The 25,859-nt window shown below is 74.3% G+C and carries 23 protein-coding genes and 1 pseudogene; 13 read left to right on the top strand and 11 right to left on the bottom strand.

The genetic code is table 11. The features are described from left to right. The first annotated feature begins 101 nt into the window (after nt 1-101). Nucleotides 102-1,220: an EamA family transporter gene (locus AB0F62_RS30140; protein ID WP_361806144.1), complete on the top strand. Its 1,119-nt coding sequence runs from the start codon at nt 102-104 to the stop codon at nt 1,218-1,220. 28 nt (nt 1,221-1,248) lie between these two features. Here the strand turns inward: AB0F62_RS30140 and AB0F62_RS30135 are convergent, their stop codons facing one another. Together AB0F62_RS30135 and AB0F62_RS30130 are read right to left on the bottom strand one after the other, a co-directional pair. Then, the gene (locus tag AB0F62_RS30135) at nt 1,249-1,428 is read right to left on the bottom strand and encodes a hypothetical protein (protein WP_361806141.1); all 180 of its coding nucleotides are present in this window, start codon (nt 1,426-1,428) and stop codon (nt 1,249-1,251) included. 39 nt (nt 1,429-1,467) lie between these two features. Then, nucleotides 1,468-2,172, bottom strand: a complete 705-nt coding sequence (locus AB0F62_RS30130) for a hypothetical protein (protein ID WP_361806138.1) — start codon at nt 2,170-2,172, stop codon at nt 1,468-1,470. 90 nt (nt 2,173-2,262) lie between these two features. Here AB0F62_RS30130 and AB0F62_RS30125 point away from each other — a divergent pair, with 90 nt between their 5' ends. Beyond that, nucleotides 2,263-3,228: a hypothetical protein gene (locus AB0F62_RS30125; protein WP_361806135.1), complete on the top strand. Its 966-nt coding sequence runs from the start codon at nt 2,263-2,265 to the stop codon at nt 3,226-3,228. 24 nt (nt 3,229-3,252) lie between these two features. On the opposite strand, the gene AB0F62_RS30120 is transcribed toward AB0F62_RS30125, so the two are convergent. Then, nucleotides 3,253-3,465, bottom strand: coding sequence for a hypothetical protein (locus tag AB0F62_RS30120; protein ID WP_361806132.1), 213 nt, complete (start codon nt 3,463-3,465; stop codon nt 3,253-3,255). Between the two features lie 311 nt (nt 3,466-3,776). Between AB0F62_RS30120 and AB0F62_RS30115 the strand changes: the two genes are divergently transcribed. The 7 genes and pseudogenes from AB0F62_RS30115 to AB0F62_RS30085 form a co-directional block, all read left to right on the top strand. Next, nucleotides 3,777-4,001: a DUF397 domain-containing protein gene (locus tag AB0F62_RS30115; RefSeq protein WP_361806129.1), complete on the top strand. Its 225-nt coding sequence runs from the start codon at nt 3,777-3,779 to the stop codon at nt 3,999-4,001. A gap of 563 nt (nt 4,002-4,564) precedes the next feature. Beyond that, nucleotides 4,565-5,617 carry a GTP-binding protein gene (locus tag AB0F62_RS30110; protein ID WP_361806126.1) on the top strand — a complete coding sequence of 351 codons (1,053 nt, stop codon included), beginning with the start codon at nt 4,565-4,567 and terminating at the stop codon, nt 5,615-5,617. A 250-nt stretch (nt 5,618-5,867) separates the two neighbouring features. Next, nucleotides 5,868-6,626 (top strand): TIR domain-containing protein, encoded by a 759-nt coding sequence (locus AB0F62_RS30105; protein ID WP_361806123.1) that lies wholly within the window; start codon nt 5,868-5,870, stop codon nt 6,624-6,626. After that, a complete protein-coding gene (locus AB0F62_RS30100) occupies nt 6,623-7,489 on the top strand; it encodes a macro domain-containing protein (RefSeq protein WP_361806120.1) in 867 nt (288 codons plus the stop codon). Before AB0F62_RS30105 ends, AB0F62_RS30100 begins: the two co-directional genes overlap by 4 nt. Before the next feature lie 35 nt (nt 7,490-7,524). Further along, nucleotides 7,525-8,802 (top strand): TIR-like protein FxsC, encoded by a 1,278-nt coding sequence (locus AB0F62_RS30095; protein ID WP_361806117.1) that lies wholly within the window; start codon nt 7,525-7,527, stop codon nt 8,800-8,802. Continuing rightward, nucleotides 8,684-11,368: an FxSxx-COOH system tetratricopeptide repeat protein gene (gene fxsT / locus AB0F62_RS30090; protein ID WP_361806114.1), complete on the top strand. Its 2,685-nt coding sequence runs from the start codon at nt 8,684-8,686 to the stop codon at nt 11,366-11,368. Before AB0F62_RS30095 ends, fxsT begins: the two co-directional genes overlap by 119 nt. A gap of 313 nt (nt 11,369-11,681) precedes the next feature. Beyond that, nucleotides 11,682-11,876 (top strand): annotated as a pseudogene (locus AB0F62_RS30085) (IS630 family transposase); the annotation flags it as partial. A gap of 77 nt (nt 11,877-11,953) precedes the next feature. Here AB0F62_RS30085 and AB0F62_RS30080 read toward each other — a convergent pair. After that, nucleotides 11,954-12,913 carry a helix-turn-helix domain-containing protein gene (locus AB0F62_RS30080; RefSeq protein WP_361806111.1) on the bottom strand — a complete coding sequence of 320 codons (960 nt, stop codon included), beginning with the start codon at nt 12,911-12,913 and terminating at the stop codon, nt 11,954-11,956. A 122-nt stretch (nt 12,914-13,035) separates the two neighbouring features. On the opposite strand from AB0F62_RS30080, the gene AB0F62_RS30075 reads away from it, so the two are divergent. The 3 genes from AB0F62_RS30075 (at nt 13,036) to AB0F62_RS30065 (ending at nt 14,498) form a co-directional block, all read left to right on the top strand. Beyond that, a complete protein-coding gene (locus tag AB0F62_RS30075; protein WP_361806108.1) occupies nt 13,036-13,335 on the top strand; it encodes an antibiotic biosynthesis monooxygenase in 300 nt (99 codons plus the stop codon). Nucleotides 13,336-13,372: 37 nt separating this feature from the next. After that, nucleotides 13,373-13,693 carry a DUF4326 domain-containing protein gene (locus AB0F62_RS30070; protein ID WP_361806105.1) on the top strand — a complete coding sequence of 107 codons (321 nt, stop codon included), beginning with the start codon at nt 13,373-13,375 and terminating at the stop codon, nt 13,691-13,693. A 166-nt stretch (nt 13,694-13,859) separates the two neighbouring features. Continuing rightward, nucleotides 13,860-14,498 (top strand): HD domain-containing protein, encoded by a 639-nt coding sequence (locus tag AB0F62_RS30065; RefSeq protein WP_361806102.1) that lies wholly within the window; start codon nt 13,860-13,862, stop codon nt 14,496-14,498. Nucleotides 14,499-14,502: 4 nt separating this feature from the next. Here the strand turns inward: AB0F62_RS30065 and AB0F62_RS30060 are convergent, their stop codons facing one another. The 7 genes from AB0F62_RS30060 to AB0F62_RS30030 all read right to left on the bottom strand — a co-directional run bounded on the left by AB0F62_RS30060 (nt 14,503) and on the right by AB0F62_RS30030 (nt 22,993). Next, nucleotides 14,503-15,516, bottom strand: coding sequence for a GlxA family transcriptional regulator (locus AB0F62_RS30060; RefSeq protein ID WP_361806099.1), 1,014 nt, complete (start codon nt 15,514-15,516; stop codon nt 14,503-14,505). Nucleotides 15,517-15,529: 13 nt separating this feature from the next. Further along, nucleotides 15,530-18,103 carry an ABC transporter permease gene (locus AB0F62_RS30055; protein WP_361806096.1) on the bottom strand — a complete coding sequence of 858 codons (2,574 nt, stop codon included), beginning with the start codon at nt 18,101-18,103 and terminating at the stop codon, nt 15,530-15,532. Beyond that, a complete protein-coding gene (locus AB0F62_RS30050; RefSeq protein WP_361806093.1) occupies nt 18,103-18,879 on the bottom strand; it encodes an ABC transporter ATP-binding protein in 777 nt (258 codons plus the stop codon). The genes AB0F62_RS30055 and AB0F62_RS30050 overlap by 1 nt, the downstream gene beginning before the upstream one ends. Nucleotides 18,880-19,108: 229 nt before the next feature. Then, nucleotides 19,109-20,179: an alpha/beta hydrolase gene (locus tag AB0F62_RS30045; RefSeq protein ID WP_361806090.1), complete on the bottom strand. Its 1,071-nt coding sequence runs from the start codon at nt 20,177-20,179 to the stop codon at nt 19,109-19,111. A 133-nt stretch (nt 20,180-20,312) separates the two neighbouring features. After that, on the bottom strand, nt 20,313-20,735 hold the full coding sequence (locus AB0F62_RS30040) for a universal stress protein (RefSeq protein WP_361806087.1): 423 nt from the start codon (nt 20,733-20,735) through the stop codon (nt 20,313-20,315). 29 nt (nt 20,736-20,764) lie between these two features. Then, nucleotides 20,765-22,021: a YbfB/YjiJ family MFS transporter gene (locus tag AB0F62_RS30035; protein WP_361806084.1), complete on the bottom strand. Its 1,257-nt coding sequence runs from the start codon at nt 22,019-22,021 to the stop codon at nt 20,765-20,767. A 156-nt stretch (nt 22,022-22,177) separates the two neighbouring features. Next, a complete protein-coding gene (locus AB0F62_RS30030; RefSeq protein ID WP_361806081.1) occupies nt 22,178-22,993 on the bottom strand; it encodes an aquaporin in 816 nt (271 codons plus the stop codon). 640 nt (nt 22,994-23,633) lie between these two features. Between AB0F62_RS30030 and AB0F62_RS30025 the strand changes: the two genes are divergently transcribed. After that, a complete protein-coding gene (locus tag AB0F62_RS30025) occupies nt 23,634-25,598 on the top strand; it encodes a BTAD domain-containing putative transcriptional regulator (protein WP_361806078.1) in 1,965 nt (654 codons plus the stop codon). Nucleotides 25,599-25,859 lie beyond the last annotated feature (261 nt).

Raw genomic sequence — 25,859 nt, 5'->3', positions numbered from 1 at the left:
GACCTCGACCCCGACCCCGCCGGCCGCCCGGCCGCCGGGGACGGCTGCGGTGCGCCCGTCCCGGATCCGTTCTCGCCGATTCGCGACGAAAGGCCACTCCCGTGCCGGAGAGCACACCCACGTCCGTCCCCGCCCTCGACATCGACGCCGCACACCCGCCCGCGACCGCGTCCGCGTCCGCCTCCGCGTCCGCCTCCGCGTCCGCGTCCGACACCGCGTCCGCGACCGCGTCCGCGTCCGCGACCGCGTCCGCGACCGCGTCCGCGTCCGACACCGCGTCCGCGACCGCGTCCGCCTCTGCGACCGCCTCCGCGACCGCGTCCGACACCGCCGCCCCGCGGGCCGGCTTCACCCACGGCGCGCTGCCCATCCTCGCCGCCGCCCTGCTCTGGGGCACCACCGGCACCGCGGCGTCCTTCGCGCCCGCCGGCGCGCCGCCGGCCGCGGTCGGCGGCGCCGGACTCCTTCTCGGCGGGCTGCTGCTCCTGGCCGGCGCGCGGGGCGTGCGCTCCGTGGTGCGCACCGCGGGCCGCGGCGGTCTCGCGCTGCTCGCCGTCGGCGCCCTCGCCGTCGCCGGCTATCCGCTCTCGTTCTACCCGGCGGTGGCCCGCAGCGGAGTCGCCGTGGCCACCGTCATCGCCCTGGGCAGCGCGCCCGTCTTCACCGGGCTGCTCGCCTGGGCGGCGGGCCTGCACCGCCCGAGCCGCCGGTGGGCCGCCGCGACGGTCGTCGCCGTCCTCGGCTGCGGGCTGCTGGTGCTCGGCGGCGCGGACGCGGGGCCCGCGGCGCGAACGGACGTCGCGGGGGTGGCGCCGGCGGCCCTGGCCGGGCTCTCGTACGCGGTGTACTCCCTGGTGGGCGGGCACTTCATCGGGCGCGGACGGCTGCCGGGCGCCGTGATGGGGGTGCTCTTCGGGGCCGCGGGCCTGCTGACCCTTCCCGTGGTGGTCGCCGCGGGCACCGCGTGGCTCGCGACCCCGCGCGGCGCCGGCGTCGTCCTGCACCTCGCGCTGCTGACGACCTTCCTGGCCTACCGGCTCTTCGGCCACGGCCTGCGGCACACCCCGGCCGCGGTGGCCACCACGCTCACCCTCGCCGAGCCGGCCGTGGCCGCGCTGCTCGGGGTGGCGGTGCTCGGGGAGCGGCCGAGCCCGGTGTCGTGGGGCGGCCTGGCCGTACTCGGCCTCGCCCTGGCGGTGCTGGCCCGCAGGGATCGCTGACGGCCGGACGGGGCGGCCCCGTGTCCGGTCACTCGGGCGGGATCTCGTCCAGGCGCTCGCCCTCGGCCTGGGAGGGGGTGGTGCGGGGCACGTCCGGGTGGATCTCCATCGTGCTGCGCTCGGCGTCGTCGTAGATGCGTTCGCCCTCCGCCTGGGAGGGGGTCTCCGCGTACAGGAACGCGTCGGGGTCGGAGGAGACGGACTTCATGGCGGACCTCCTCACGTTCGCTGCCTCCATCGTGCTCCCTCAGGCCCGCCGGGGCGACACCAGGAGGAACGCCCGCCGCCTGCGGTCGTGGTGGAGCGTGCACTGCCATCCGTGTGCCTCCAGCACCGCGCGGCACCCGTCCAGCGCGGTCTCGGCGGCGGCGGGGGCGTCGCCGGCGGGAGAGGTCCAGGACACCTCGGCGACCCCGCTCTGGGCGGCGGGTGCGACGGCGTAGCCGCCGGCCGCCCGCCGCCCGGCCGCGTCGCGTGCGGACGGGGGGATGCCGGCCGCCTCCAGTGCCAGGGCGACGGCATGGACGTACCGCTCGCGCTCCCAGGGTGCGGGGCGCGTGGTGTCGCCATCCTGCAGGACCCGGCGGATCTCCAGCAGGCCCGACCAGGCGGTGGCGACCTCCGCGGGGCGCCCCGGGGCCGGTGTTCCCGTGCCGCGGCCGTCGTCGGCCGCGAACCCGCGCTCCGGGGCGGGGGTGGCCGGAAGCGTGTCCGGGCCCGGCGGGTGCTCCTCGGTACTCCGCGGCGGCTGCGGGTGGGGGAGTTCGCCCCCGGTCAGTTCCGCGCGGACCCGGCGCCCCTGCTGCGTCAGATACCAGCCGCCGGTGCGGCCGTACCGCACGGCGAGGCCCTGCCTGGTCAGCGCGGCGCAGGTCGGCTCGCGCGCGCTCAACTGCCCGGTGTTCGCGTCGGACTCCAGGAGGGCTCGGCGCTGTACGGCGGTCAGGGTCATGCGACGACCCTATGAGCCGGACGTGGGGACCGGGAATGCCCTACACTCGAATTCGAGCAGTTGTTCGAACGAGGTGGAGGCGGGCAGACCATGGTCGAAGCCGAGCCGCACCAGGACCCCGGGCCCTGCGTGCTCTACATCCGCTGCGGCGGGACCGACCCGGCGACACTCGCGGCGCTGGCCGGGCTCGTCGGCCGGTTCACCCCCGTCGTCCGCGCCGAGCCGCCGGACGCGGTCGTGGCCGATGTGCGCTCCGCGGTGAGCTTCTACGGGCTGCTGCCCGAACAGCTCGCCCTGATGATCAGCACCCGGGCCTCGGCGCTCTACGACGTGAGCCTCACGATCGGCGTCGCCGGCAGCCGTACGGTCGCCGCCATGGCCGCCTGCGACGTCCTCGTCGGCCGGATCCGCGCGGTCGACTCCGATCCGCGGGCCGTCGCCGAGTTCCTGCGCCCCCAGCCGGTCGCGGCCCTCCCCGGGGTCGCCCCCGAGGCCGTCCGCATACTGATCGCGGCCGGGCTGGACACCGTCGGCAAGGTCGCCGCCGCGCCGCTGCCGGACGTCCAGGCGATCCTGGGCGCCGTTCCCGGGCGCGGCGTGTGGGAACGCGCGCAGGGCCTCGACCCGGCCCCGATCGTTCCCGAGCACCCACCCGGTTCGCTCGCCGCCGACCGCCTCTTCACCGCCGACGCCACCGACCGGGGTGCCCTGAGCCGTGCCGTCCTCGAACTCGGGCTCGGGCTCGGCGACCGGCTGCGCAGCACCGGCCGCACGGCCACCGGTCTCACCCTGACCGTCCGGCTCGCCGGTGGCTCGTCCGTCAGCCGCAGCCGCACGCTGCCGGAACCCACCTGCGACCCGGGCGAGCTCGCCGAGGCCGCCTACGCCATGCACGAGGCGCTCGGCCCGCACGGCGCCCCCGTACGGGCAGTGGCGCTGCGCGCCGAGGGGCTGTCCGCGGCCGACCCGGAGCGGGCCCGTCCGGTGCCGGTCGGCGCGGGACGCGCCAGGGCCGTGCTGCCGTCGACCTTCGCCGATCCCCCCGCCGCCCGCTGACCGGGTTCGTTCGACCGGGTTCGTTCAGGAGGAGCGGCCGCTGTCCTGGTGCAGCGCCTCCAGCACGGCGGCCATCACCTCTCCGCCGTCCAGCGGGCGCGGCAGCGGGCCGCGCCGGGCCCGCGCCATGTCCGCGAAGCACATGTCGCACACGGCGAGCGGGAGATGGCGGATGCCGCAGTCGCGGACGGTGTCGTCCTCCCGCCCGCAGACATCGCACCCCGATGACGCCGCCATGTGTTCGATACTGCCCCGTTCCGGCGTTTCGCGACAGGGCGCGACCGGGTCGCGACATCGCGTCAACAGGCGCCCCCGCTCCGCCACTTGACCGCGTCCGGGTTTCGCCCCGACGTGGCCGCGGTCCGGCGGGGCGGGCCCCGTCGCGCGCCGGACCGGAGTGCCGAGCGGAATGCCGACCGGGGTGCCGACCGGGGTGCCGGGCCGGTTCGGCGGCCCCGGCGCGGCTCCCACCTGGCCCCTTGCGATACGGGAGGGGCGGGACGAGAGTGGGATGGGAACAGATGATCGAGCATCGAACGGAGGTTCCGATGCGAGAGGGAAAGGCCGAACTGTACGCGCGCGACCTCACGGCGGCGCGCTGGGTCAAGAGCAGCAAGAGCGGCTATCTGCCGGAGTGCGTCGAGGTCGCGGACCTCGGCGAAGGAGCCGTCGCGATCCGCGACTCCGACAACACGGACCTGCCGCCCCTGCGGTTCACCGCGAGTGAGTGGGCCGCGTTCCGGGACGGAGTGCGCGAGGGCGAGTTCGGTTAGGACACGCCGCACGCCACCCGCGCCGTGCGGGCCGGCTCGCCGAGGCCGCTCGACCGGACCGGCGAACGGGCCCGCCACCCACGGACCACGCCAGGACCTGGCGTGGTCCCGGTGTGACCCGGTCCTGGTCATCCCCCGGCACGTGGAGCGTCCGGGCCCGCGGCGCGTGCGCGACCTGGCCCCCGTGGGTGCGGCGCGCCAGCAGCGCGTACGCGACCCGGCCCCCGTGGGTGCGGCGCGCCAGCAGCGGGTACGCGACCTGGCCCCCGTGGGCGCGGCGCACCCGCGGTTCCGTCGCCGGATGCCGCCCGGAGATCAGGCCGACGGTGCGGTACGCCGTCTCCTCGCCCTCCGCCGCGACGTACACCGGCACCGCCCCGCGGTCCGCCTCCCGCTCCGCCAAGGGCGCCTCCTCCGTCGTACGGCCGTCTGCGTGGACGCCGCGGACGACCGCACGGCCGCCGCCGAGGTTCTGCCGGGCCCCCGGCTCACCCGCACGAAGCGCCGGGCGACGCGCGGGGCTTACGATGAGTGGCCGGCAGCCCGTACCCGGAGAGGAAGCCTTGGCCAAGCAACGGATTCCGGTCGTCGTCCTCGCGGGATTCCTGGGCTCGGGGAAGACCACGCTCCTCAACCACCTGCTGCGCAGCAGCGGCGGCACCCGGATCGGCGCGATCGTCAACGACTTCGGCAGCATCAACATCGACGCGCTCTCCGTCGCCGGCCAGGTCGACTCCATGGTCGCCCTCGACAACGGCTGCCTGTGCTGCGCCGTGGATGCCGCGGAGTTGGACGAGATGCTCGCCCGCCTCTCCCGGCCGCAGGCCCGCATCGACGTCATCGTCATCGAGGCCAGCGGTCTCGCCGAACCCCAGGGCATGATCCGCATGCTGCTGGCCAGCACCGACCCGGCGATCACCTACGGCGGGCTGGTCGAGGTCGTCGACGCCGCCGAGTTCGAGGCGGTCCGCGCCCGGCACCCCGAACTCGACCGCCATGTGCGCGCCGCCGATCTCGTCGTCCTCAACAAGACCGACCGGGTCGGCGCCGCCGATCGCGACCGGGTCCGCGACGCGCTGGCGGCCGCCGCACCCGGTACACCCGTCGTCGAGGCCGCCCACGGCCGCGTCGACCCCGCCCTGCTCTTCGACCCCCGGCCGCGGGCCGCGGAGGAGGCGGAAGCCCGGCAGCTGTCGTTCGAGGAGTTGTTCGCGGACGACGGCCACGGTCACGAGCACGCGGACGGCGACCACAGCGGCCACCTCCACGCGGCGTACGAGAGCGTCGAGTTCGTCTCCGAGGCGCCGCTGCACCCGCGCAGGCTGATGGACTTCCTCGACGACAGGCCCGAGGGGCTGTACCGGATGAAGGGCTTCGTCCGCTTCGCCGCCCCGGCCCACCGGCAGAAGTACACGCTGCACGTCGTCGGCGGATTCCTGCGCTTCCTGCCCTCCCCGTGGACCCGCGGTGAGTCCCGGGCCACCCGCCTGGTGATGATCGGTACCGGCCTCGACGCGGACGCCCTGCGCAAACGGCTCGACGCCTGCGTCGCCGACCCCGCCGAGGAACTCCCCGAGGACGCCATGCTCGGCGTCCTGCGCTACCTCCGGCCCTGACCCGCCGATCACGTCCATGGCGGGGAACCGCCGCGCGTCAGGCGAACGCCACGACCAGCCGGACGCCGTCCCCGCCGAAGCGGCCGGCGAGGGCCTCCACCCCCCCCTGCCGGTGGAGCCATGGAAAGAAGCAGGGTGCGGTTGCGGGGAGTGTGCGAGTAGTCACGCGCTCCCGGGAAGCCTGAGTAGTCGGCGCGCGGTGCGGGTAGCCCTTGGGGACGGACGGGGCGGGCGGGGGCCGGGGGCACACGTGCTGAAGATTTTTCTGAGCTGGTCGGGTGAGCCCGCCAGGGAGTGCGCCAAGCTGCTCCACAAATGGCTGCCGCGGTTCAACGCGTCGATCAAGCCGTTCGTCTCCTCCGAGGACATCAGAAAGGGGGACCGCGGCCTGCAGCGGATCGCCGAACAGCTGGAAGGCTGCTCGTTCGGGATCGTTTGCGTCAATCGGTCGAACCGTGACGCGCCCTGGATCAACTTCGAGTCCGGGGCGCTGTCGCGTCAGGTCTCGGAGGGCAAGGTTATCCCGTTCCTGTTCGACGCCACGACGCCGCGGGATCTGGTCGACAGCCCGTTGCAGCAGTTCCAGGCCGTGGTGGCGGAGTCCGAGGGCGATGTGCTGGCCATGGTCAAGGCGATCAACGCCAAATGCGAGCCGGTGGCGGACGAGGCCGCCATTGACGAGCTCTTCCAGATGATTTGGCCCAGGATGCATGCGGGTCTGCAGGAGATCGCCGAGCGCTCCGCAGCCGGGGAGGAGTCCGAGGCGCCGCCGCCGCGGCCCGCAGAGGAGATCTTGGACGATCTTTTGCTCCTGATCAGGGAGCAAGTGAACAGGATCACCGATCTGGAACGGGCGGTGCGGGCGTTGAGTCCGGACAACCCCCGGCGGACGCCGTTCAAGGGCCTGTTCGACGATGTGAGCCTGGCGCCCGCCGAAGGCGTCGAGGGACCGGCGTCCGGCGGAGAGTCACAGCTCTCGCCCCTGGACAGGGGGCGGAGGGAGCGGTGATCGGCCACAGCCTGCGCATACTCCTCCGCACGCCGCAGGGTCTGCGCTTGCTGGCTCGCGAGTGGGCCGTGCAATTCGGTCTGCTGTCCGGAGCCGCCCAGCTGTACTTGGCGTTCTGGCCGGACAGTGCTCTGCCGCGCTGGCCGGCGTTGCTGGGTATCGCCGGGCTGGCCACGGTCGGCGGAGTGCTGCGGTCCTGGCCGCGATCCACGGTCAGCCGCGAGTTCACCGGACCGGGCTTTACCGTGACGGTGCAGGTCGGCGACCTCTTCGACCGCGAGTCGCACCTGGTCGTCGGATTCAACGACGTCTTCGACACCGACACGCGTGACGAGCGGCTGATCGTCCGGCGAAGCGTCCAAGGGCAGTTCCTGCACCGCGTCTACGCTGGAGACCTCGCACGCCTGGACGACGACCTCGCCGTGGCGCTCGGCGGGGTCTCCCCAGCGGGATTGGAGGAGCGGTCAGCGAAGCAAGCCGGCAAGCTGGTGCGTTATCCCGTGGGGACCGTCGCGGTGTTGTATGGGCCGGGCCGACGGTTCTTCTGCGCCGCCTACGGGCGGATGGGCAACGACCTGGTCATCTCCTCCGGGGCGGACCAGCTCTGGCACACCCTTTGGCAGCTGTGGACAGCCGTCCATCTGCACGGGCGGCGGGAGCCGATCGCCATGCCGGTCATCGGTGCGGGCCTGGCCCGCATCGACAGCATGGACCACATGGCGCTGCTGAAACTCATCCTGTTGTCATTCGTCACCAGGTCGCGGGAAAGCGTCGTGTGTAAGTCCCTCACGGTCGTGGTGCATCCGGGGGATTATGACCAGGTGGACATGCTGGAACTCGGCATGTTTCTAAGGAGCTTGTGACCTGGGCCGGTCGCCGAGACGAGGGGGCGTCACCTATGGACGATCCGCGCGGTTACAACAGGGCGCCCTACTTCTTCCTCAGTTATGCCCACACGCCGAAGCACGGTGGCCAGGGCGACGTGGATCCGGACATGTGGGTGTGGCGGCTCTTCCGCGATCTGTGCGATCACATTCTGCAGTTGACGGCTGAGCCCGTCGGTTCCCCCGTGGGCTTCTTAGACCGGACCGCGACCGTCGGCGAGGGTTGGGACGAACGGCTGACGGAGGCGCTGGCGACCTGTCGGGTGTTCGTTCCCCTGTATTCCCCGCGCTATTTCAGAAGTGATATGTGTGGCCGGGAGTGGTACGCCTTCTCCGAGCGCATGGCGCTGCAAACGGCCCGCTCGTTCGGCGAGGTGGCGCCGATCGTGCCCGCCCTGTGGGTGCCGGTACACCCGGCTCACTTGCCCGTCACCGCGGCCGCACTGCAGTTCAACCACAGCGGCTTCGGAGCCGACTACGCCGAGGAGGGCTTCTACGGGCTCATCAAGTTGAACTACCTCCGCAATGAGTACGAGAGGGCTGTCTACCTGTTGGCGAAACGGATCGTGCAGGTCGCGGAGGAGACGACACTGGCTCCCGGGCGCCGCCCGTCCTTCGACACATTGCCGAGCGCCTTCGGCGCGTCCGGCGAGGAGCGGACACTGAGGATCGTCATTGTCTCCTCCCGGGGGGAGGGCGGTAGCCGCGGTGGTGACAAGTCCGCCGTGCAGGAATGGAATCCGTACGAGCACGCACGGCCGCTCGCCGAATTCGCCGCCTACCTGGCCCGCAACCTCGACTACCGGGCGACCGTCTTGTCGTTCGACGACGTGTCGCCGGATGATCTGCTGACCGGCGGGTCTTCTTCCGGACCTGCGGTACTTCTGGTGGACCGGGGGGCGCTGCGCGAACCGGAGCGGCGCGAACGCCTGTCGGCCCTAGACTCCGGTGTCCCTCCATGGGTCGGGGCCGTGGTCCCCGGGAGCCCTCCTGAACCCGGTGTGCCGGACGAGGAGGATCCCGACCCACCTGACCTGGAGACTGTGGCGCCGGTCATGACCAGGCGCAGCCGCGCCGTCTCCCGGGCCGCGGTCACGGGGTTGTCCACGGCGGAGATGTTCAGCGAGGTCTTCCCGAAGCTCGCGAAGGCGATGAGTGCGCAGTTCGCGACGCATGCCCCGTCCCACCCGCCGACCAGACCACCGAGACGGCCCTCCTTCCAAGCCGATGGTCCCGAACCCGCGGCTGGGACGAGGCACGAGCAGGAGGCGCACGGTGACCGGAGGCCGTGAGGGACGCATCATCACCTTCTACTCGTACAAGGGCGGAGTGGGCCGCACCATGGCCGTCGCCAACATCGCCTGGATCCTCGCATCCAACGGCCATCGAGTTCTGGCCTGCGACTGGGATCTGGAAGCCCCGGGACTGCACCACTACTTCCACCCGTTCCTGCCTCCCGCCGCGCTGGGCTCCACGACCGGAATCGTCGATCTCTTCGCCGATCACGCCGTACTGGCCAGGGGCCGCGGGCCGAGGGGCAGGGACCTGTACACCCATACTGCCCGGGTGCGCCCGCATGCTCTGTCGGTCGAGTGGGCCTTCCCGGGTGGCGGTTCCCTGGACTTCCTGTCAGCCGGACGGCAGAACGCGGAGTATCTGGACACGCTGGCCTCTCTCTCCTGGGATTACGTCGGCGGCCCGTTTCTCAGCGCGTTGCGCGAGGACATGCAGCGCAACTACGACTACGTGTTGATCGACAGCCGTACCGGTCTGAGCAACGCCGTCGAGATCTGCACCGTGGATTTGCCTGACGTGCTGGTCAGTTGCTTCACCCTGAATATCCAGAGCATCGAGGGAGCGGCCAGGACGGCCCGGTACATCGGTCACAACTCTCCCGGTTGGGAGATCCGGATCCTGCCCGTGCCCATGCGAGTGGGCGGGCCCGACACGTCGAAGCTCGCGGCCGGACGGCAGCGCGCGAGGAATTCCTTCGAGGGCCTGCCGTCGGGTCTGTCGGGCGCGGCCGCCGACCGGTACTGGGCGGAAGTCGCGATCCCCGACCAACCGAAGTACGGGTGCGAGGAGATCCTCGCCGTCTTCGGTGACGTCTCGGGTGAACCGGGCAGCCTCCTGACCGCCTACGAGCGGCTCACATCGGCGATCACGGACGGTCTGGTCGAGCGGTTGCCGGTGCTCGACGAGAGTCTGCGAAGGCGGCATCTGGCTTCCTTCACCCTGCCTGTTCCGACGCGGGCGGTGCCCGTTGTGCTGGCGCACGTTCCCGCAGACCGGTTGTGGGCGGAGTGGATCGGCTGGGCGCTGCGCAGCGCGGGCTTTCAGGTGCTGCCGCCGGACTCGGGCGCCCCCTCCGGGACTCCGGCCGTCGTCGCGGTCTCGCCCAATTTCCTGGGCTCGCCGCGTTCCCGCACCATGCCGGCTGCCGCGGACGGTTCGGGCGGCACGCCGGGCGGAGTCGCGCGAGTGGTGCCCGTCATGGTCGAGCCGGTGGTGTTGCCAACGCGATTGGCCGGTCTCGTGCCGGTCGACCTGACCGGGCTGGACGAGGCGGGTGCCGCGGCGGCGGTGCTCCAGGCCCTCGATCAACCGGGCTCGCTGGACGGGGTGCTCGATCCTGCCCGTCCGAGGTTCCCGGCGCGGCAGCCGGTGGTGTGGCGGGTGCCCGGCCGGGACACCGCTTTCGTAGGACGTGACCTGGTGCTCGACCGCCTGCACGACAGCCTCGCGGTCAGCCGGTCGGTGGTGGTGCTCCCGGACGGCGGGCTCCCCGGTGCGGGACGACGCTGGCTCGCGGTCGAATACGCACACCGGTTCCGGGCCGACTACAACCTCGTCTGGTGGATACCGGCCGGCACGGCGCACGCGGCGACGGCGTCGCTCGCCCGGCTCGCGGAGGCGCTGTGGCCCGGCACGCTGCTGGACGGAGCCGACGCGGCCTGCGCCCGGGTGGTCGAGGCACTCACCGCCGGCCGTCCGTACGACAGGTGGCTGCTGGTGTTCGACGATGCGGGCGGTCCCGGCGAGTTGGCCGGGCTGGTGCCGTCTGGCGCTGGCCGAGTACTGATCACCTCCCGCTCCGCGTCTTGGGCAGAGAGCATAGAGACTGTTCAGCTTGGCGCCTTCAGCCGGGAGGAGAGCGTCGAACTGCTGCGCGGGCGGGTCTCCGGGCTGGGTGAGCCGGACGCGGATCGGGTGGCCTCGGCGGTGGGGGACATGCCGCTCGCCGTCGCCCAGGCCGCAACCTGGCTGAGGGAGACGGAGACATCCGCGGTGACTTACGTCCGCGAACTGGCGCGAGCCGGAGCAGAGTCGGCGTCGCCGGTCACGGCCTGCTGCCGGGTCGCCCTCGCCGGTCTTCGTGAGGTGTCCCCGGCCGCAGTCCGCCTGCTGTGGCTGTGCAGCCAGCTCGCTCCGACTCCGCTGCCACTGGACGCGCTGGTTCGCAGCGAGACCCTGGCGGGAGTGTTGTGGGCGGGCCGCGTCGACCGGGCCGATCCGTTGAGATTCATGCCCGTTCTCCAGGAGGCGGGCCGTAGTGGGCTGCTAGAGGTGGACAGGCGGGCCCAGACGCTGCGGATGCACCGAGCCGTACAGTTGGAGATCCATGCGGAGGTCGACTCCGACGAGCGGGATGCGGTCCGTCATCACGCGCACCTCATCCTGGCTGAGGCGGTCCGGAACCAGCCGGACGGCGTGCTCGGGGACGAGGCACCGGAAGGGCTCCAAGCGTTGTGGCCGCACTTAGACCACACGGAGGCGGAACACTGTTCCTCGCCGGAGGTCAAGTCCGCCCTCATGCGGCGGGCCTCGGGCAGTGCTCCAGGGGGCGCTGCCGGATAGCGTCCTGAGTCGTTGATCCGCTGCGTAAGTCCGTGATGGTTCGGCACGATGGTCGGATGGCGAGGACGGGACGGCCGGAGGTTGAGCTGGTACTGACCGACGTTGAGCGCGAGACATTGACCTGATTCGCCAGGGCCGGACGTCTTCGCAGGCTCTGGCCCTGCGGTGCCGGATCGTGCTGGAGTGCGCGAGCAGGTAGTCGAACAAGGATGTGGCTGCCCTGCTGAATGTGGAGGCACGTACCATCAACCGGTGGCGGGGTCGGTTCGTGGACGTCCACCTGATCTGCGACGAAGCGTGCACCCACATGACCGTCCATTTCACTCCCACCAGCAGTTCCTGGCTCAACCAGGCCGAGCGGTGGTTCGCACTGCTGACGACCCAGCAGATACGGCGAGACGTTCGCAAGAACATCAACCAGGTCCTGGAGAAAGACATCCGCACCTGGATCCAGACCCGGAACGACGACCCCAAGCCCTTCGCCTGGATGAAAACCGCAGACGCAATCTTCGAACGCCTCGCCGGATATCTGAACCGAATCAACGACTCAGGACACCAGTGCACGGTTCCCCGGGCGCCGCGGGCTCAGCGGCCCCGGAGGGCGCCCGCCGTCGTGCCCGCGCGGTCGCGGAGCAGGACGCGCAGGGTGTTGGCGTGCTCGTAGCCGACGCGCCGGGCGACGACCTCGACCGGGAGGTCGGTCGTGCGCAGCAGGTGCGTGGCCTGCTCGACACGCAGGTCCTGCACGAAACGGACCGGGGACACGCCCAGCACCCTGCGCACGGCCCGCTGCAGGGTCCGCTCGCCGACCCCCAGGGCGCGGGCGGCCTCCGCGATGCCGATCGGCTCCTCCAGCCGCTGCCGCACCCAGCGCTCGAACGCGGCCACCGTCGGATCGTGCTGGGCCAGCGCGCTGGGGATCGTGTAGGCCGACTGCGACGGACGCTCGTCGACGACCAGGTAGCGGGCGACGAGATCCGCCAGCGCCGGGCTGGACATGCGGACCACCGCCAGGGCGAGGTCGACGTGCCCGAAGGCCGCGCCCGCCGTCGTGACGCCGTCGCAACTGGTGACCATGCGGGTCTCGTCCACCGTGACGGCCGGGTACCGCTGCCGGAAGACCGGGGCCAGCCACCAGTTCGTCGTCGCGCGCCGCCCGTCCAGCACCCCGGACTCCGCGAGCAGGAAGGTGCCGGTGCAGGCCGAGGCGAGCGGAGTGCCGCGCTCGCGCGTCGCCGCGACCAGACGGCGCACCGCGGCCGTACCGCGGCCCGACACCCGCTCGACCAGGGCGTCCGGCCGCCGCTCCGCGAGAGCGGGCACGAGCACCAGATCCGCCCCCTCGGCCTCGGCGGCGGGGGCCGTCGCCACCGTGTGGCCGGCGCCGGTACGCACCCGGCGGCGCGGGCCGACCGTCGTCACGTTCCAGGCGGGCGGCGGCTGCGGAAGCTCGCCGCGCATCGCGTTGGCCGCCTCGAGCACGTCGAGGACGGCCGAGAGGCCGGAGTCAAAGACACCGTCGTATGCCACCACTGCCACATCCATGACGGAAACGATATCGAACGCGTCGTTTCCGACACTGGGTGAGCCGTGCCGCGCGGCATAGGTTTTCCGTTGTCCGGCCGGACGACGTCCACCACCGCACGACCACCAAGACGGAGCACACGATGACGAAGATCGGCCTGCTGGCCCGTATCGAGGCCAGGCCCGAGTACGCCGAGGAGGTCGCGGCCCTGCTGCGCGACGCACTGGCCGCCGCTCGGGAGGAGGAGCACACGGTCACCTGGTACGCGTTCCGCGAGGACGCCACCACCTTCGGCGTCTTCGACACCTTCGAGGACGAAGCGGGCCGCACCGGCCACCTGGAGGGCCGCATCGCCGCCGCCCTCATGGAGGCGGCGAAGACGATGCTGAGCACGCCCCCGGACATCCGTCCCGTGGACGTCCTCGCCGCGAAACTCCCGTGACGGCCGCCGCCGCCCCGGACCGGGGAAGGAGAAGGACATGAGCGCGAACGGGCCCCAGACCACCGTCGTCAATCTCAAGGGCCACCTCGGCGACCCCGACTACGCGGACGTCGTCTACGTGGGCCGCCCGATGCACCGCGGCGGCTGGCGGCTGGCCGGCTCCCCGCTGGCCAGTCCCTACCGGCCCGGGCGCGACGGCACCCGCCAGGAGGTCCTCGACAAGTACCGCGCCCACCTGCTGGGCCGCCCCGACCTGCTCGCGATGCTGCCCGCGCTGCGCGGCCGCAGGCTGGGCTGCTGGTGCGTGCCCGAACCGTGCCACGCTCAGGTGATCGCGGAACTCGCCGACGCGACCTGACCCCCCGCCCCGCCGGATACGGCCGGCCGGACGCGTGTCCCGTTCCGAGGGCCGCGCGTCCGTCCGGCATCCGGCGGGGTCCGCCGCCGCGTCCGACGATGGACCCATCGGTGCCGAGCGCCGTCCGGGCGCCGGCGGAACCCGGAAACCTGTCAGGAGATTCGACGTGGCTGAAATCATCGCGGACATCGAGGTGCCCGACACCCGGCTCGTGCGGGAGGCGACGGAACTGGTGCGCAAGGCCGCCGACCCCGTGGTCTACCACCACTCCCGCCGGGTGTTCTTCTGGGCGTCGATACGCGGCCGCAACCGCGGATGGGACGTCGACCCCGAGCTGCTGTACGTCGGCGCCCTCTTCCACGACCTCGGACTGACCGACACCTACGCCCGCACGGACCAGCGCTTCGAGATCGACGGCGCCGACGAGGCCCGCCGCTTCCTGCTGGAGCACGGCGTCCCGGAGGAACGCGCGCGGGTGGTGTGGGAGGCGATCGCCCTGCACACCACCCCCGAGATCCCCTGGCACATGGCGCCCGAGATCGCGCTGGTCACCTCCGGCGTCGAGGTCGACGTCCTCGGCTTTGGATATGACGAGATCACGCCGGAGCAGCGGGAGGCGGTCGTCGCCGTCCACCCGCGGCCCGACTTCAAGAACAACATCCTCAAGGAGTTCACCCACGGCATCGCGTCGCGCCCCGACACCACCTTCGGCAACGTCAAGGCCGACGTCCTGGAGCGCTTCGTGCCCGGATACGTGCGCGGGAACTTCGTGGACACCATCCTCCGGTCGCCCTGGCCCGAGTGACCCCTCACTCCCCGGAGGTGCCGTGCGGCCGGGTGGTGCGGAAGCGGTCGCGGTACGCGCCCGGGCTGACGCCCAGCCGGCGCCGGAACGCCCGCCGCATGGTCTCCTCCGAACCGAAGCCGCCGCGCCGGGCGACGGTGTCGAGGGCGTCGTTGCCCGCCTCCAGCAGCGCCTGGGCGGCCTCGACCCGGACGCGTTCCACGTACTCCGCCGCCGTGCCGCCCGTCTCGGTGCGGAAGAGCCGGGTCAGATGACGTGAACTCACCCCCGCCCGGGCCGCCATGGCGGGCAGGCTGTGGTCCCCCGAGGGATCGGCGGCCACCTGGTCGAGCACCTCGCGCAGCACCGAGTGCGCGGGGTGCCGCGGGCTCTGCCGCACGCTGAACTGCGACTGCCCGCCCGGCCGGGCCATGAAGACGACCAGGAACTTGGCGGCCTTGCGGGCGATGTCCGGCCCGAGGTCGGACTCGACCAGGGACAGCGTCAGGTCGATCCCCGCGCTGATGCCCGCCGAGGTGATGAAGCGGCCGTCCCGTACGAAGATCGCGTCGCAGTCCACCTCCACCTCGGGGTAGCGGGCGGCGAGGTCGTCCGCCAGCCGCCAGTGCGTGGCGGCCCGCCGGCCGTTCAGCAGCCCGGTCGCGGCCAGCGGGAACGCTCCCGCGCAGACCGAGGCGACGGTGCCGGAGCGGTCGGCGAGCCGGGTGATGCCCTCGACGAGCGCGCTGTCGGCGACCGCCGCCCACCAGTCGGGGCGCCCGGGGATGACCAGGGTGTCGACGGCGAAGTCCACCTCGTCCAGGGCCAGGTCCGGCATGAGCCGCAGTCCCGCGGTGGTGGTCACGGGAGCGCCGTCCGGCGAGACGGTGCTCATCACGTAGTGCGCGCCGTACTCGTTCGCCGCCGCGTACACATCCAGCGGACCGGTCACGTCCATCAGCTGCACCCCGTCGAAGAGCAGGACCAGGACGCGGTGCGGCGGGGCGGCGGAGGTTCCGGAGGGCTTGTGCGGGTTCACGCGGGGGTCACTCTCATTCCTTCGTTCCGACGGCCGTGACCGGCCGTGTGCGCAGCAACAGCCAGGTGGGCACGAGCGCCGCGCCGAAGGCGAGCGCTCCGGTCCCGCCGGCGATCGCCGCGTAGGCCGGCACCGGCACATGCGGCACGGGCGAGCCGGTCAGCGCGTACGCGACCAGCACCAGCGGCAGCGCGGCGGCCGCGGTGCCGAGGCCGGCACCGGTCAGGACGACCGCCCCGCTCTCCCACCGCATCATGCGCCGCACCTGCCCCGAGGTGCCGCCGGCGAGCCGCAGCAGCGCGAATTCGCGGCGGCGGACCGAGGTGTTCATGGCCAGAGTGTTCACTACGGTGATGCCCGTGTAGACGATCACCATGCCGGCCAGCAGGTAGTTCACCCACGCGTTCGCCTCCTGCTCCGCCGGCCGGTCATGGCGGGCGAGCCGGTCCTCGACGCCGGTGCCGGGATACCGCCCGGCGAGCGCGGCCAGCTCCGTGGGAACCCGGGCGCCGGACGGCCCGGGGGCGGCGCGCACCAGGACGGAGGCGTCCAGGCCCGCCGTGGTGTGGGGCAGCAACTGCTCATGGGCGAAGGTGACGTCCGCGAAGCCGAAGCCGCGCCCGTACACCGCCACGACCTCGGCCTTCACGGGCGTGCCGTCGCCGAGCCGCAGTTCGGCGGTGTCCCCGAGGCCGACGTCCAACGACGAGGCCGCCGTGGTGCTGACGGCGACGGTCCCCGGGCGCAGCCGCGCGGCGCTGCCCTCGCGGACGTCCAGGTCGAGGGTGTGCCGCAGCCCCCGGGGCGAGACGCCCTGGGCGGACAGGGAGACCGCCGACTCGCTGCCCAGCTGCCGGCTCCGGGCGACGACCTTGGACCGTACGACGGCGGTGGCGGCCGTCACGCCGGGCAGGCCGCGGGCCCGTTCGGCCAGCTCGGGAGGGAGCCCGTACGGCGAGGTGAGGACATGGTCGGCGACCGTGCCGGCCCGGGTCTGCCGGGCGGCCGCGTCCAGGGCGGTGGTCTGCGCGAACACCACGGTGGCGGCGAAGGACACCGCCAGCACCAGGGGGGTCACGGCACCCGCCAGCCGGACGGCGTTGGCCCGGTTGTTCGCCGCCGCCAGATGGCCGCTGACCCGCGACAGGCGCATCAGGGGGCCGAGCAGCCGCATCGCCAGGCGTGCGACGGCCGGGCCGAGCACCGCGATGGTGATCACCAGCAGGAGGACCAGGGTGTTGGCGAGATGGGCCAGCGCGGCCGGGTCCCCCCGTTGGCCGAGCCCGGTCGCGAAGGCGCCCAGCGACAGTGCCAGCAGCACCGCCCCGGTGATCGCGCGGCCCCGGCCGAGGGCGGGACGTTCCACGGCCGCCTCACCGAGGGCCTGCGCCGGGCGGACGCGGCTCGCCCGGCGCGACGCCGCCAGTGCCGCCACCAGGGCGGTGAGCACCGTGACGACCAGCGCGCCGGCGGCCGGGAGCGGCCCCACGACCGGCTCGAAGTCGGGCGGGACGATGCCGTGCCCCGCGAAGCGGTCGCGCATCCAGCGCGCCACGGCAGGTGCCAGGGGCCAGCCGAGCACGCCCGCGACCACCGCGAGGCCCGTCGCCTCGAGGCCGATCATGCGCCGTACCTGGCCGGGTGTCGCGCCCACGGCGCGCAGCAGGGCCATCTCGCGTGCGCGGTGCCGCACGGACAGGGAGAGCGTGCTCGCCACCACGAAGGCGGCGACGAGGAAGACCGTTCCGCCGAAGGAGCCGGCCAGCAGGGTCAGTGTCGAGCCGGTCGTCGCGACGTCGACGAACTCCGCCCGGGCGCGCCCGTCACCGGTGCGCACCGACAGCGAGGGATCGTCCAGCGTGGTCCTGATCCGGTCCGCCAACTTGTCGGGGTCGGGGCCCGACCGCCCGGCCGGTACGCCGACGGCGTCCACCGAGCCCGCGCGGCCCGCGAGGCGTGCGGCGGTCGCGTCGGCGAAGAACAGCACGGACTGGCGGGCCAGCCGTACGCCGGGCCCCGGCTCCACCACGCCCGTGACCCGGTACCGCCCGGGGCCCGACCGGGTTGCCAGCGTCACCGCGTCCCCGGCGCCGGCGCCGGACCGCCGGGCCAGGTCCTCGTCGAGTACGACGTCATGGGCGGCGCGCGGCGCGTGTCCGGAGACCAGGGTGAAGGGCCCCAGCCGGGCGCCGGACCAGTTGTGCCCCAGCGGGGGCGGTCCGTCGCCCGCCTTCCCGCCGCCGACGATCCGGGCGGGGAAACCGATGTCGGCCACGGCGCGCTCCGCGCCGGGCACGGCCGCGACCCGTTCGCGCAGCCGCTCCGGCACACGCACCCGCTCGCCGAGCGGCTGCGACGCGATGCGGTCCTTGCCGCCGGCCGTGTGCACCGTGAGGTCGGCGCGGTCGCGGCCGGAGACGACGACCGAGGCCCCCGCGTAGCGCTCCGCGGGCGGGGTGGCGCGCAGTCCCGACTCCAGCAGGATGCCGCAGGTGCCGAGCATCGCGGAGGCGAGCAGCAGGGCGACGAAGCTGCCGGCGAAACCTCCGGCGCGGGCGCGCAGCGTGCGCAGGGCGAGCGTGACCATCAGGCGGCTCCCCGCAGTGCGGAGAGCCGCCGGGTGACCTCGTCGGCCGTCGGCGCGGCCAGGTGCCCGGCGATCCGTCCGCCGCAGAGGAAGACGGCGGCGTCGGTGTGGGCGGCGGCGACGGGATCGTGCGTCACCATGATCACCGTCTGCCCGAGGTCGGCCACCGCCGTGCGCAGCAGACCGAGGATGTCGCGGGCGGTGTCCGGGTCCAGGGCGCCGGTCGGTTCGTCCGCGAAGACGACGTCGGGCCTGGTCACCAGCGCCCGCGCGACGGCGACGCGTTGCTGCTGCCCGCCGGACAGCTCGGCGGGCCGGTGGCCGGTGCGGTCGGCGAGGCCCACGCGGGCGACGACCTCCCGCAGCCAGGCGCGGTCCGCCCGCCGCCCCGCGAGGCGCAGCGGCAGGGTGATGTTCTGCCCGACGGTCAGTGACGGCAGCAGGTTGAAGGCCTGGAAGACGAAGCCCACGCGCTCGCGGCGGATCTTCGCCAGTTGCGTCTCTCCCATGCGGGTGAGGTCCGCGGTCCCCAGGCGCACGGTGCCGGCGGTCGGCCGGTCCAGCCCCGCGGCGCACTGCAGCAGGGTGCTCTTGCCCGAGCCCGAGGGGCCCATGACCGCCGTGAACGTCCCGCGCGGGAACGCCGCGTCGACGTCCCGCAGGGCGTGGACGGCACCGGCTCCGCGTCCGTACGTCCTGCTGACGCCCTCCAGCCGGACGGCGGCCGCGGGTGCCTCGGCGGGTATGGGCCGGGCGGCCCGGAACGCCGCGCTCACCGCGCGTCCCCGGAGGCCGTCCGCGCGCCACCGCGGCCCGGGGGAGCCGTGCCGGGCCCCGGCACCCGCGGTGTCCGGCCGGCTCCACGCCGCCGCCGGACGGCGTGGCCGTCCACACCTGGGACGGCGGGTGTGCGGGGCAGGCGGGGGAGGGGGGTGGCAGGCCGGTATCGCATTGCTGTGCTCCTTCTTCGGATGCGTCTGTGTGCCCGGGCGACCGCGTCCGCGGTCAGCGGGGGTCAGGGCCGGGGCGCGGGCCGGGGTCCGGGTCCGGTACGGCCAGGGCCTGGCGCAGCATCCAGCCCGCCTGTGCCGTGGCGGCCCGGGCGGCGGGACTGCCGGCCAGCGGGTCCTGGGCGGTGAAGGAGTGGACGGTGCCCAGATAGCGGACCGCGGTCACCTCGACGCCCGCCGCCAGCAGGGCCCGCGCGTACGCCTCCCCCTCGTCGCGCAGGACGTCCGCCTCCGCCGTGACGACCAGCGTCGGCGGCAGGCCCGCCAGATCCTCGGCCGCGGCGCGTGCGGGCGCCGCGGCCGGCTCGGTGCGCGCGGTGGCGTCGGGCGTGTACTGGTCCCAGAACCAACGCATCTGAGACTCCGTCAGGAAATGGTCCTCGGCGAACTCACGGTAGGACGGGGTGTCGAAGCCCGCGTCCAGCGCCGGGTAGAAGAGCACCTGCGCGCGCAGGCGCGGAGTGCCCCGCCGGGCGGCGAGCATCGCCGCGGCGGTCGCCAGGTTGGCGCCCGCGCTGTCGCCGGCGACGGCCAGCCGGGTCCCGTCCAGGCCCAGTACGGCACCGTGCCGCGCCAGCCATGCGACGGCGGCGTACACCTCGCGCAGCGCCGTGGGATAGCGGGCCTCGGGGGAGCGGCTGTACTCCACGAAGGCGACGGCCGCGCCCGAGGCGTGGGCGAGTTCGCGGACCGCCCGGTCGTAGGTGTGGCGGTCCCCGAGCACCCAGCCGCCGCCGTGCGCGTACACCACCACGGGCAGCGGCCCGCGCGCCCCGCGCGGACGGACGGTCCGCAGCAGCACCGAACGGCCCGGTCCGGCCTCGATCTCGCGCTCGTCGATGTCGGCGGGCGGCAGGACGACCGGGGTGCCGCTCCCGGCGGCAGCGCGGGCCCGCGCCTGCCGGGGGCTCAGCGCCTCCAGCGGCGGGCCGCCCGCCTCCCGCACCGCGTCGAGGAAGCGCCGGGCGTAGGGGTCGAGCCGTACGGCGCTGCCGGTGCCGCTGTCCGGGTCCGGGCCGCTTCGGTTGCCGGGGTCCGGGGACGGCGGGGGTGCGGTGGTGGTCATGGTTCTGTCTCCGTGGGGTGGTTCGGGGTCGCGGTGGCCGCGCCGGGTTCCGACGGCGGGGTGCCCGGCGCCGGCGTACGACCGCGGCGTCATCGGTGCGGGGCCGGACCGAGGTCCGGCCCCGCCGGACACGTCACTCCATCCCGGGCACGAGCAGCACGGCGATGCGCGTGTGGTGCACCACCGCGTCGGTGATCCGCGGCGAGAGCCAGGCCCCCAGGCGCGTGCGCGGGTGCGGGCCGAGGACGATCAGATCGGCGTCGTACCTGCGCGCGGCGTCGGCGATGGCGCCCGCGATGTCCGACAGCAGGCCGTCGACGAGCTCCCCGTCGGCGGCGATGCCGTGCCCGCGCAGGGCCTCCACGGCGTCGTCGAGGACCTTGTGCGCGGTCGCGTCGTCCTCCATGCCGACGACGGCGTCGTAGACGACGTCGGACGGGTCGACGTGCAGGACGCGCACCGACGCGCCGGTGAGCGCGGCCATTTCGGCGGCGGTGAGGACGGAACGCCGGTCGGTGCCGCTGTTGTCGACGGCGACCATGATGCGTCGGAACATGAGATGACTTCCTGTTCGGCCCGGGCCGGTCAACGGCCCTGGGCGGGCTGGGCGGCCGGGGCCGCCGTGTGGTCGGGGTGCGGCAGGGCGGCGTGCGTCCGTTCGCGCTGGGCGAGGGCGACCGCGGCGGAGACGGCGAGCAGGATCACCGACAGCCACAGCCCCTTGGCGATGCCGCCGGAGGAGTCGGACATCAGGCCGGAGATGAGCGGGCCGACCGCCTGGCCGACGCTGAACGCCACGGTCAGCAGGGCGATTCCGGACGTCCAGGCGTGTGCGGGCAGCATCCGCCGGGCGATGACGGTCACCGCGGTGGGACCGGCCATGAAGCTGCCGCCGAAGATCACCGCCGAGACGATCGCGGCGACCTGGCCCTGCCAGAGCAGGACCGGCAGCACGCCGACGAGCACCACGACGGAGACCGCCGCCGGGGCCAGACCGCCCCTCAGCCGGCCGATCACCCGGCCCCACACCAGCAGCGTCGCCAGTGCCGAGGCCGCGCCGAGCACGATGAAGAACGCCGCGGTGGACCAGGTCCCCTGCCCCTGGCTGTGCAGCAGGGCGATGACGAACGTCATGTACGAGACGTAGCCGGCGCCGAACAGCACGTACCAGGCGAAGGTCGGGGTCAGAAACCTCAGGCTCGCCCGCTCTTTGCCGGCGGTGGCCGCGGGTGCCGGCGGGACGCGCCGGGACGCCCACGCCGCCGGACCGGCGGCGAGCAGCGCCAGCAGTCCCATGAGGAGCCAGCCGCCCTGCCAGCCGGAGGCACCCCAGGCGGTCAGCGCCGAGGGCACCACGATCCCGGACAGGACGACGCCGATGCCGACGCCGGCCATGTAGGTGCCGACCATCACGGCCGAGCGCGCCTGCCTGCCGCCGGTGTGCACCCGCGAGGCGAGCGCGGAACCGATGACGAAGGTCACCGCGGTGGCGAGTCCGCCGACGAAGCGGAAGAGCGACAGCGCGACGAAGCCGCCGGTGGTGGCGGACGCCAGCAGCGCGACCGCGCTGAGCACCATGCCCCACACGAAGGACCGGCGCGCGCCGAACCTGCGCGACCACCAGGCCGCGGTTCCCGCGCCGAGGATGTAACCGAGCGCGTTGGCGGTGTTCATGGCGCCCGCCGCCGCGTAACTCCAGCCCAGCGTCTCGCGCATGGCGGGCAGGAGCAGGGCGTAGGCGAACCGGGTGAAGCCGAGGGCCACCACGGGCCCGGCCGCGAGGCCGAGCGCGATGAGCGGTTCGGGTACCGCTCTGCGGGTCTGGGTCGTGGTCTCGGTCATTGCACACTCTCCCGTGGGACGAGGGGGGGGACGTGGAGGCCCGCCGCGGCGGACACGCCGGGGTCGGGGGCGCCGGGCGGCGCCTGATGGGGGTGTCAACCGGCCCCGTGCGCGGTGCGATGCCCGGCGGAAGGGACCACTGACCCTCGGAACGGGTCATCGCGGCGCCTCCCCGAACGCCATCCGGGGCAGCGGCGGCACCCCGACCATCCGGGAGCGGACGGCGGCGAAGCCCACGGCCGCGGCGAGCGGCGCCAGGACGTACACCCACAGCCACCGTGTGTCGCCGGAGAAGAGCGCCGGGCCGAACTGGCGGGCCGGGTTGAAGCTGCCCCCGGCCCACCCTCCGGTCAGCAGGATCAGCACCGCGACGGCCGCACCGGCCACCAGCGGCACCCGGAAGGCCGGACCCGGCCGGGCGGCGACATGGGTTACGGCGGCCAGCAGCAGCGCGGTGGCGGCGGCCTCCGCCATGAACACCGCCGCGTACGGCACGCCTTCGGCCGCCCGTACGGCCGCGAAGTCGGGGCCGGGGCCGGCCAGCGCCTCACCCCACAGCAGCCGCCCCGCGGCGACTCCCGCGACGGAACCGGCCAGTTGCGCCACCGCGTAGGCCGCGAGATCCCGGCCGGGCAGCGCGCCCAGCAGCCAGAACGCCACCGAGACGGCGGGATTCATGTGCGCCCCCGACCGCCGGCCGAGCGGGGAGAGGACCAGCAGCCCGACGGCCGCGCCGCTGACGACGGCGTCCACGACGAGACGGCCGCCCGCCGAGGGGACGGCCCGAGCGAGCGGGGCCACGGGATCGGCCAGCCACCGGAGCAGGGTGGCCATGGCGAACAGCAGGAGGGCGGTCGCGGCGAATTCCGCGAGCCACGCGGACCGGCGCGCGTCGCGCGAGCGGGCCCCGCGCCGCGGCGGCGGGAGCCCGCCGTCCTCCGGCGTCCGCGGTTCCGGCGCCCGTGCGCCCATGCCGTTCCTCCTGGTCGTGCGGTACGAGGCGGGCACCCCCGGGCATCGGCGACCCGGCCGGGCGACGACCGCACATGCAACGATCCGCCCCGGTATTGCACGGGCGTTGCACACCGCGGGGCCGCCTCCCGCCCGCGACACCCCGGCCAACGCGGCCACGGGCCCGGGACCCGGGGCGGCCCCCGACGAGGCGGCGGTGACGTCCGCCGGGTGTGGTGCGTGCGCCCGAACACCTCCCGGGCGCTGGGGTGTTGACGCCGGACGAAGGGGCGGGCGCGGGCACGGCGTCATGTGTCCGTCCGGCCCGGCGACGGTCCGCGGGAGCGCGGGCGCCCGCCTGCGCGACGCCCCCGCCCGCGGCCCGCCCCCACGTCCGTCGCGTGTGCGGCGGCCACGAAGATGCCGGTACCGGGGGCGCGAACGCCGGGCGGGAGCAGGCTCGTTGACCTCCGGGCCCGCGTGGTGCCCGGTGACCGGCGCCCCGACCTCCCGACGTCCCGGCACGGCACCGCGTCCGCGTCGCGTGTCCCGATGCGTGGGGGGTCTGTCCCGCGGTCCGGTGGCGCGAGGTGCTGCCCCGACGGAAGGTGGAGCGCGGGCGGTGACGTCCCGCCGCCCGCGTAGAACAGAGAGCCGTCGCATGTCATCCACCACCAGCGCGTCCGACGCGGCGCGGGCCGCCGGCCCGATCCGCCTGCGGTTGATCGGCCCCCTCGAACTCCTGGATCCGGCGGCCGAACGGCGCCCCGTGATCCCCCGGGGCCGGGCCGCCCTGCTGCTCGCCCTGCTCGGCGTCCGGCGCAACCGCGTGGTCTCCCTCGGCGAGGTCGTCGACACCCTGTGGCCGCAGGACCCGCCGCCGGCGGCGGAGCAGGTCGTCGCCTCCCTGGTCAGCCGGCTGCGCAGGCTCACCGGCCCCTGCCTGGAGCGCGTGGGTTCCGGCTACCGGCTGGACACCACGGCCTGGCAGGTCGACCTGGACGAGGCGGCCCGGCTGACCTCGGTGGCCGAACGCCACCTGGGCGCGGGGGAGACCGCCCTCGCCGACGTCGCCGTGCGCCGCGCGCTCGATCTGCTGACCACAGGGCAGCCGCTGGAGGAGTTCCCGGCCGAGGAGTGGACCGAGGAACTGCTCCGCACCGTCGACCGGCAGTTGCGCCGCACCCGTGAGGCCGCGTGGCTCGCCGCCGCCCGGCTCGGCGACCACCGCCGCTGCGCCGACGTGGCCTGCGCCGCCATCGCCGTCGACCCGTACGACGAACCGGCCTGGCGGGCGCTGATGGCCGCCGAGTACGGACAGGGCTCGGCCGGTGCCGCGCTGCGCACCTTCGACCGGCTGCGCCGCAGGCTCCGGGCCGACCTCGGCACCGACCCCGATCCGCGGACCGCGGCGCTGCACGAGGCGATGCTGCGCGGCGGCGAGACGATGTGCCTGCTGACCCGCCCCCCGGTCCGGACCCGGAAGGGCATGACCGTGCCCCCCGGACGGCTGGTGGGACGCGACGCCGAACTCCGCCGGCTGCACGGGGCCTGGCGCGCCGCCCTCGCCGGACGTCCCGCGGCCGTGGTGGTCCGCGGCGCCTCCGGCATGGGCAAGACCGCGCTGCTGACGGCACTGAGCCGGCACGTCGAGAACCACGGGGCCGTCGCGCTGACCACCGCGCACCCGGCCCCCGGCCACGAACCGGAGGCCCCCGCGCTCGTGCGCGCCGTACGCGCTCACTGCCTCACCGCCCCGCCGGAGGAGGTGCGCGCCGCCGCGGCCGGTCTCGAACGCCCCCTGCGCGGACTCCTCCCGGAGCTGGACGTCCTGCTCCAGGGCGGCTGCCACGCCTCCGGCTCCGGTGCCGCACCCCAGGGGGACGACGCGGCCGTCGAAGCGGTCGCCGCCTTCGTCCTGCGCATCGCCGCGCGGCGCCCGGTGCTGCTCGCCCTCGACGACGCCCAGCACACCGACGGAGAGAGCCTGGCGGCCCTCCGGCGGGTGGCGGGCGCGGCCGGCCCGCGCCACCGCGTCCTGGTCCTCCTCACCGTGGGTGCCGAGCACGGCGCCCAGGACCTCGTCCCGGTGCTCGGCGGCCACGCCGAGCAGCTCTGCCTGGAGCCGCTTCCCGCGACCGACGTCAGAGAGCTCGCCCGCCGCCGCGGCCTGTCGAGCTCCGCCGAGCACGTGCACCGGCTCACCGGCGGTCGCCCCGGCCTGGTCACCGAGACGCTCCGCGCGGCAGCGGGCGGCGCGGACCTCACCGGACGCGAGCGGCTGCCGGTCGCCCCGGTGGAGGCCGCGCTCGCCCTGGTGGACCGGGCCGGCCACCACACCGCCGCGTTCCTCCGGTACGCCGCGCTCGTGGGCCCCCGGTTCCGTCTGGGGGACGTCCTGGAGATCAGCGGCGCCGACGAACGCGACGCCGCCGTCCACGTGGAGACCGCCCTGCGGGCCGGGCTGCTCGCGGCCGAGGGCGACGAACTGGTCTTCGGCGCCCCCCTGGTGCACGCCGCGCTCCGTACCGCGGTGCCGGCTCCGGTCAGGGCGGTGCTGGAACGGTCACGGCGGAGCCGCGGCTGCGCCAGTTGCGGCGCCCCCGCGGACCGGCTCGCGGGCTGAACGGGCGTACGGTTCGGGCGGCTTGGCGGCGTGGGCGGGGTCGTCGGCGCGGTGCGAGCCGCGCTTGGCGGGGCGGAGCAGGAGGAATCCCGCGACGGCGATTAGCGCGCCGAGTCCGGCCGGCCACAGGTTGGTCCCCGTGTCGGCCGGCCTGGCCGGCGGGGCTGGGGGCGACCACGCCGGTGGCGGGAGTCTGCTCGGGTGCCGCCGACTCGTCCTCGCCGTGGTGCTCGTGGCCTCCGGCCGTCGGGGCGGCCGTCG

The organism is Streptomyces sp. NPDC026673, from assembly GCF_040638135.1.
Lineage (GTDB): Bacteria > Actinomycetota > Actinomycetes > Streptomycetales > Streptomycetaceae > Actinacidiphila.
The sequence above is the reverse complement of the archived record's forward strand: the minus strand, read 5'-3'. Positions and strand labels throughout refer to the sequence as shown.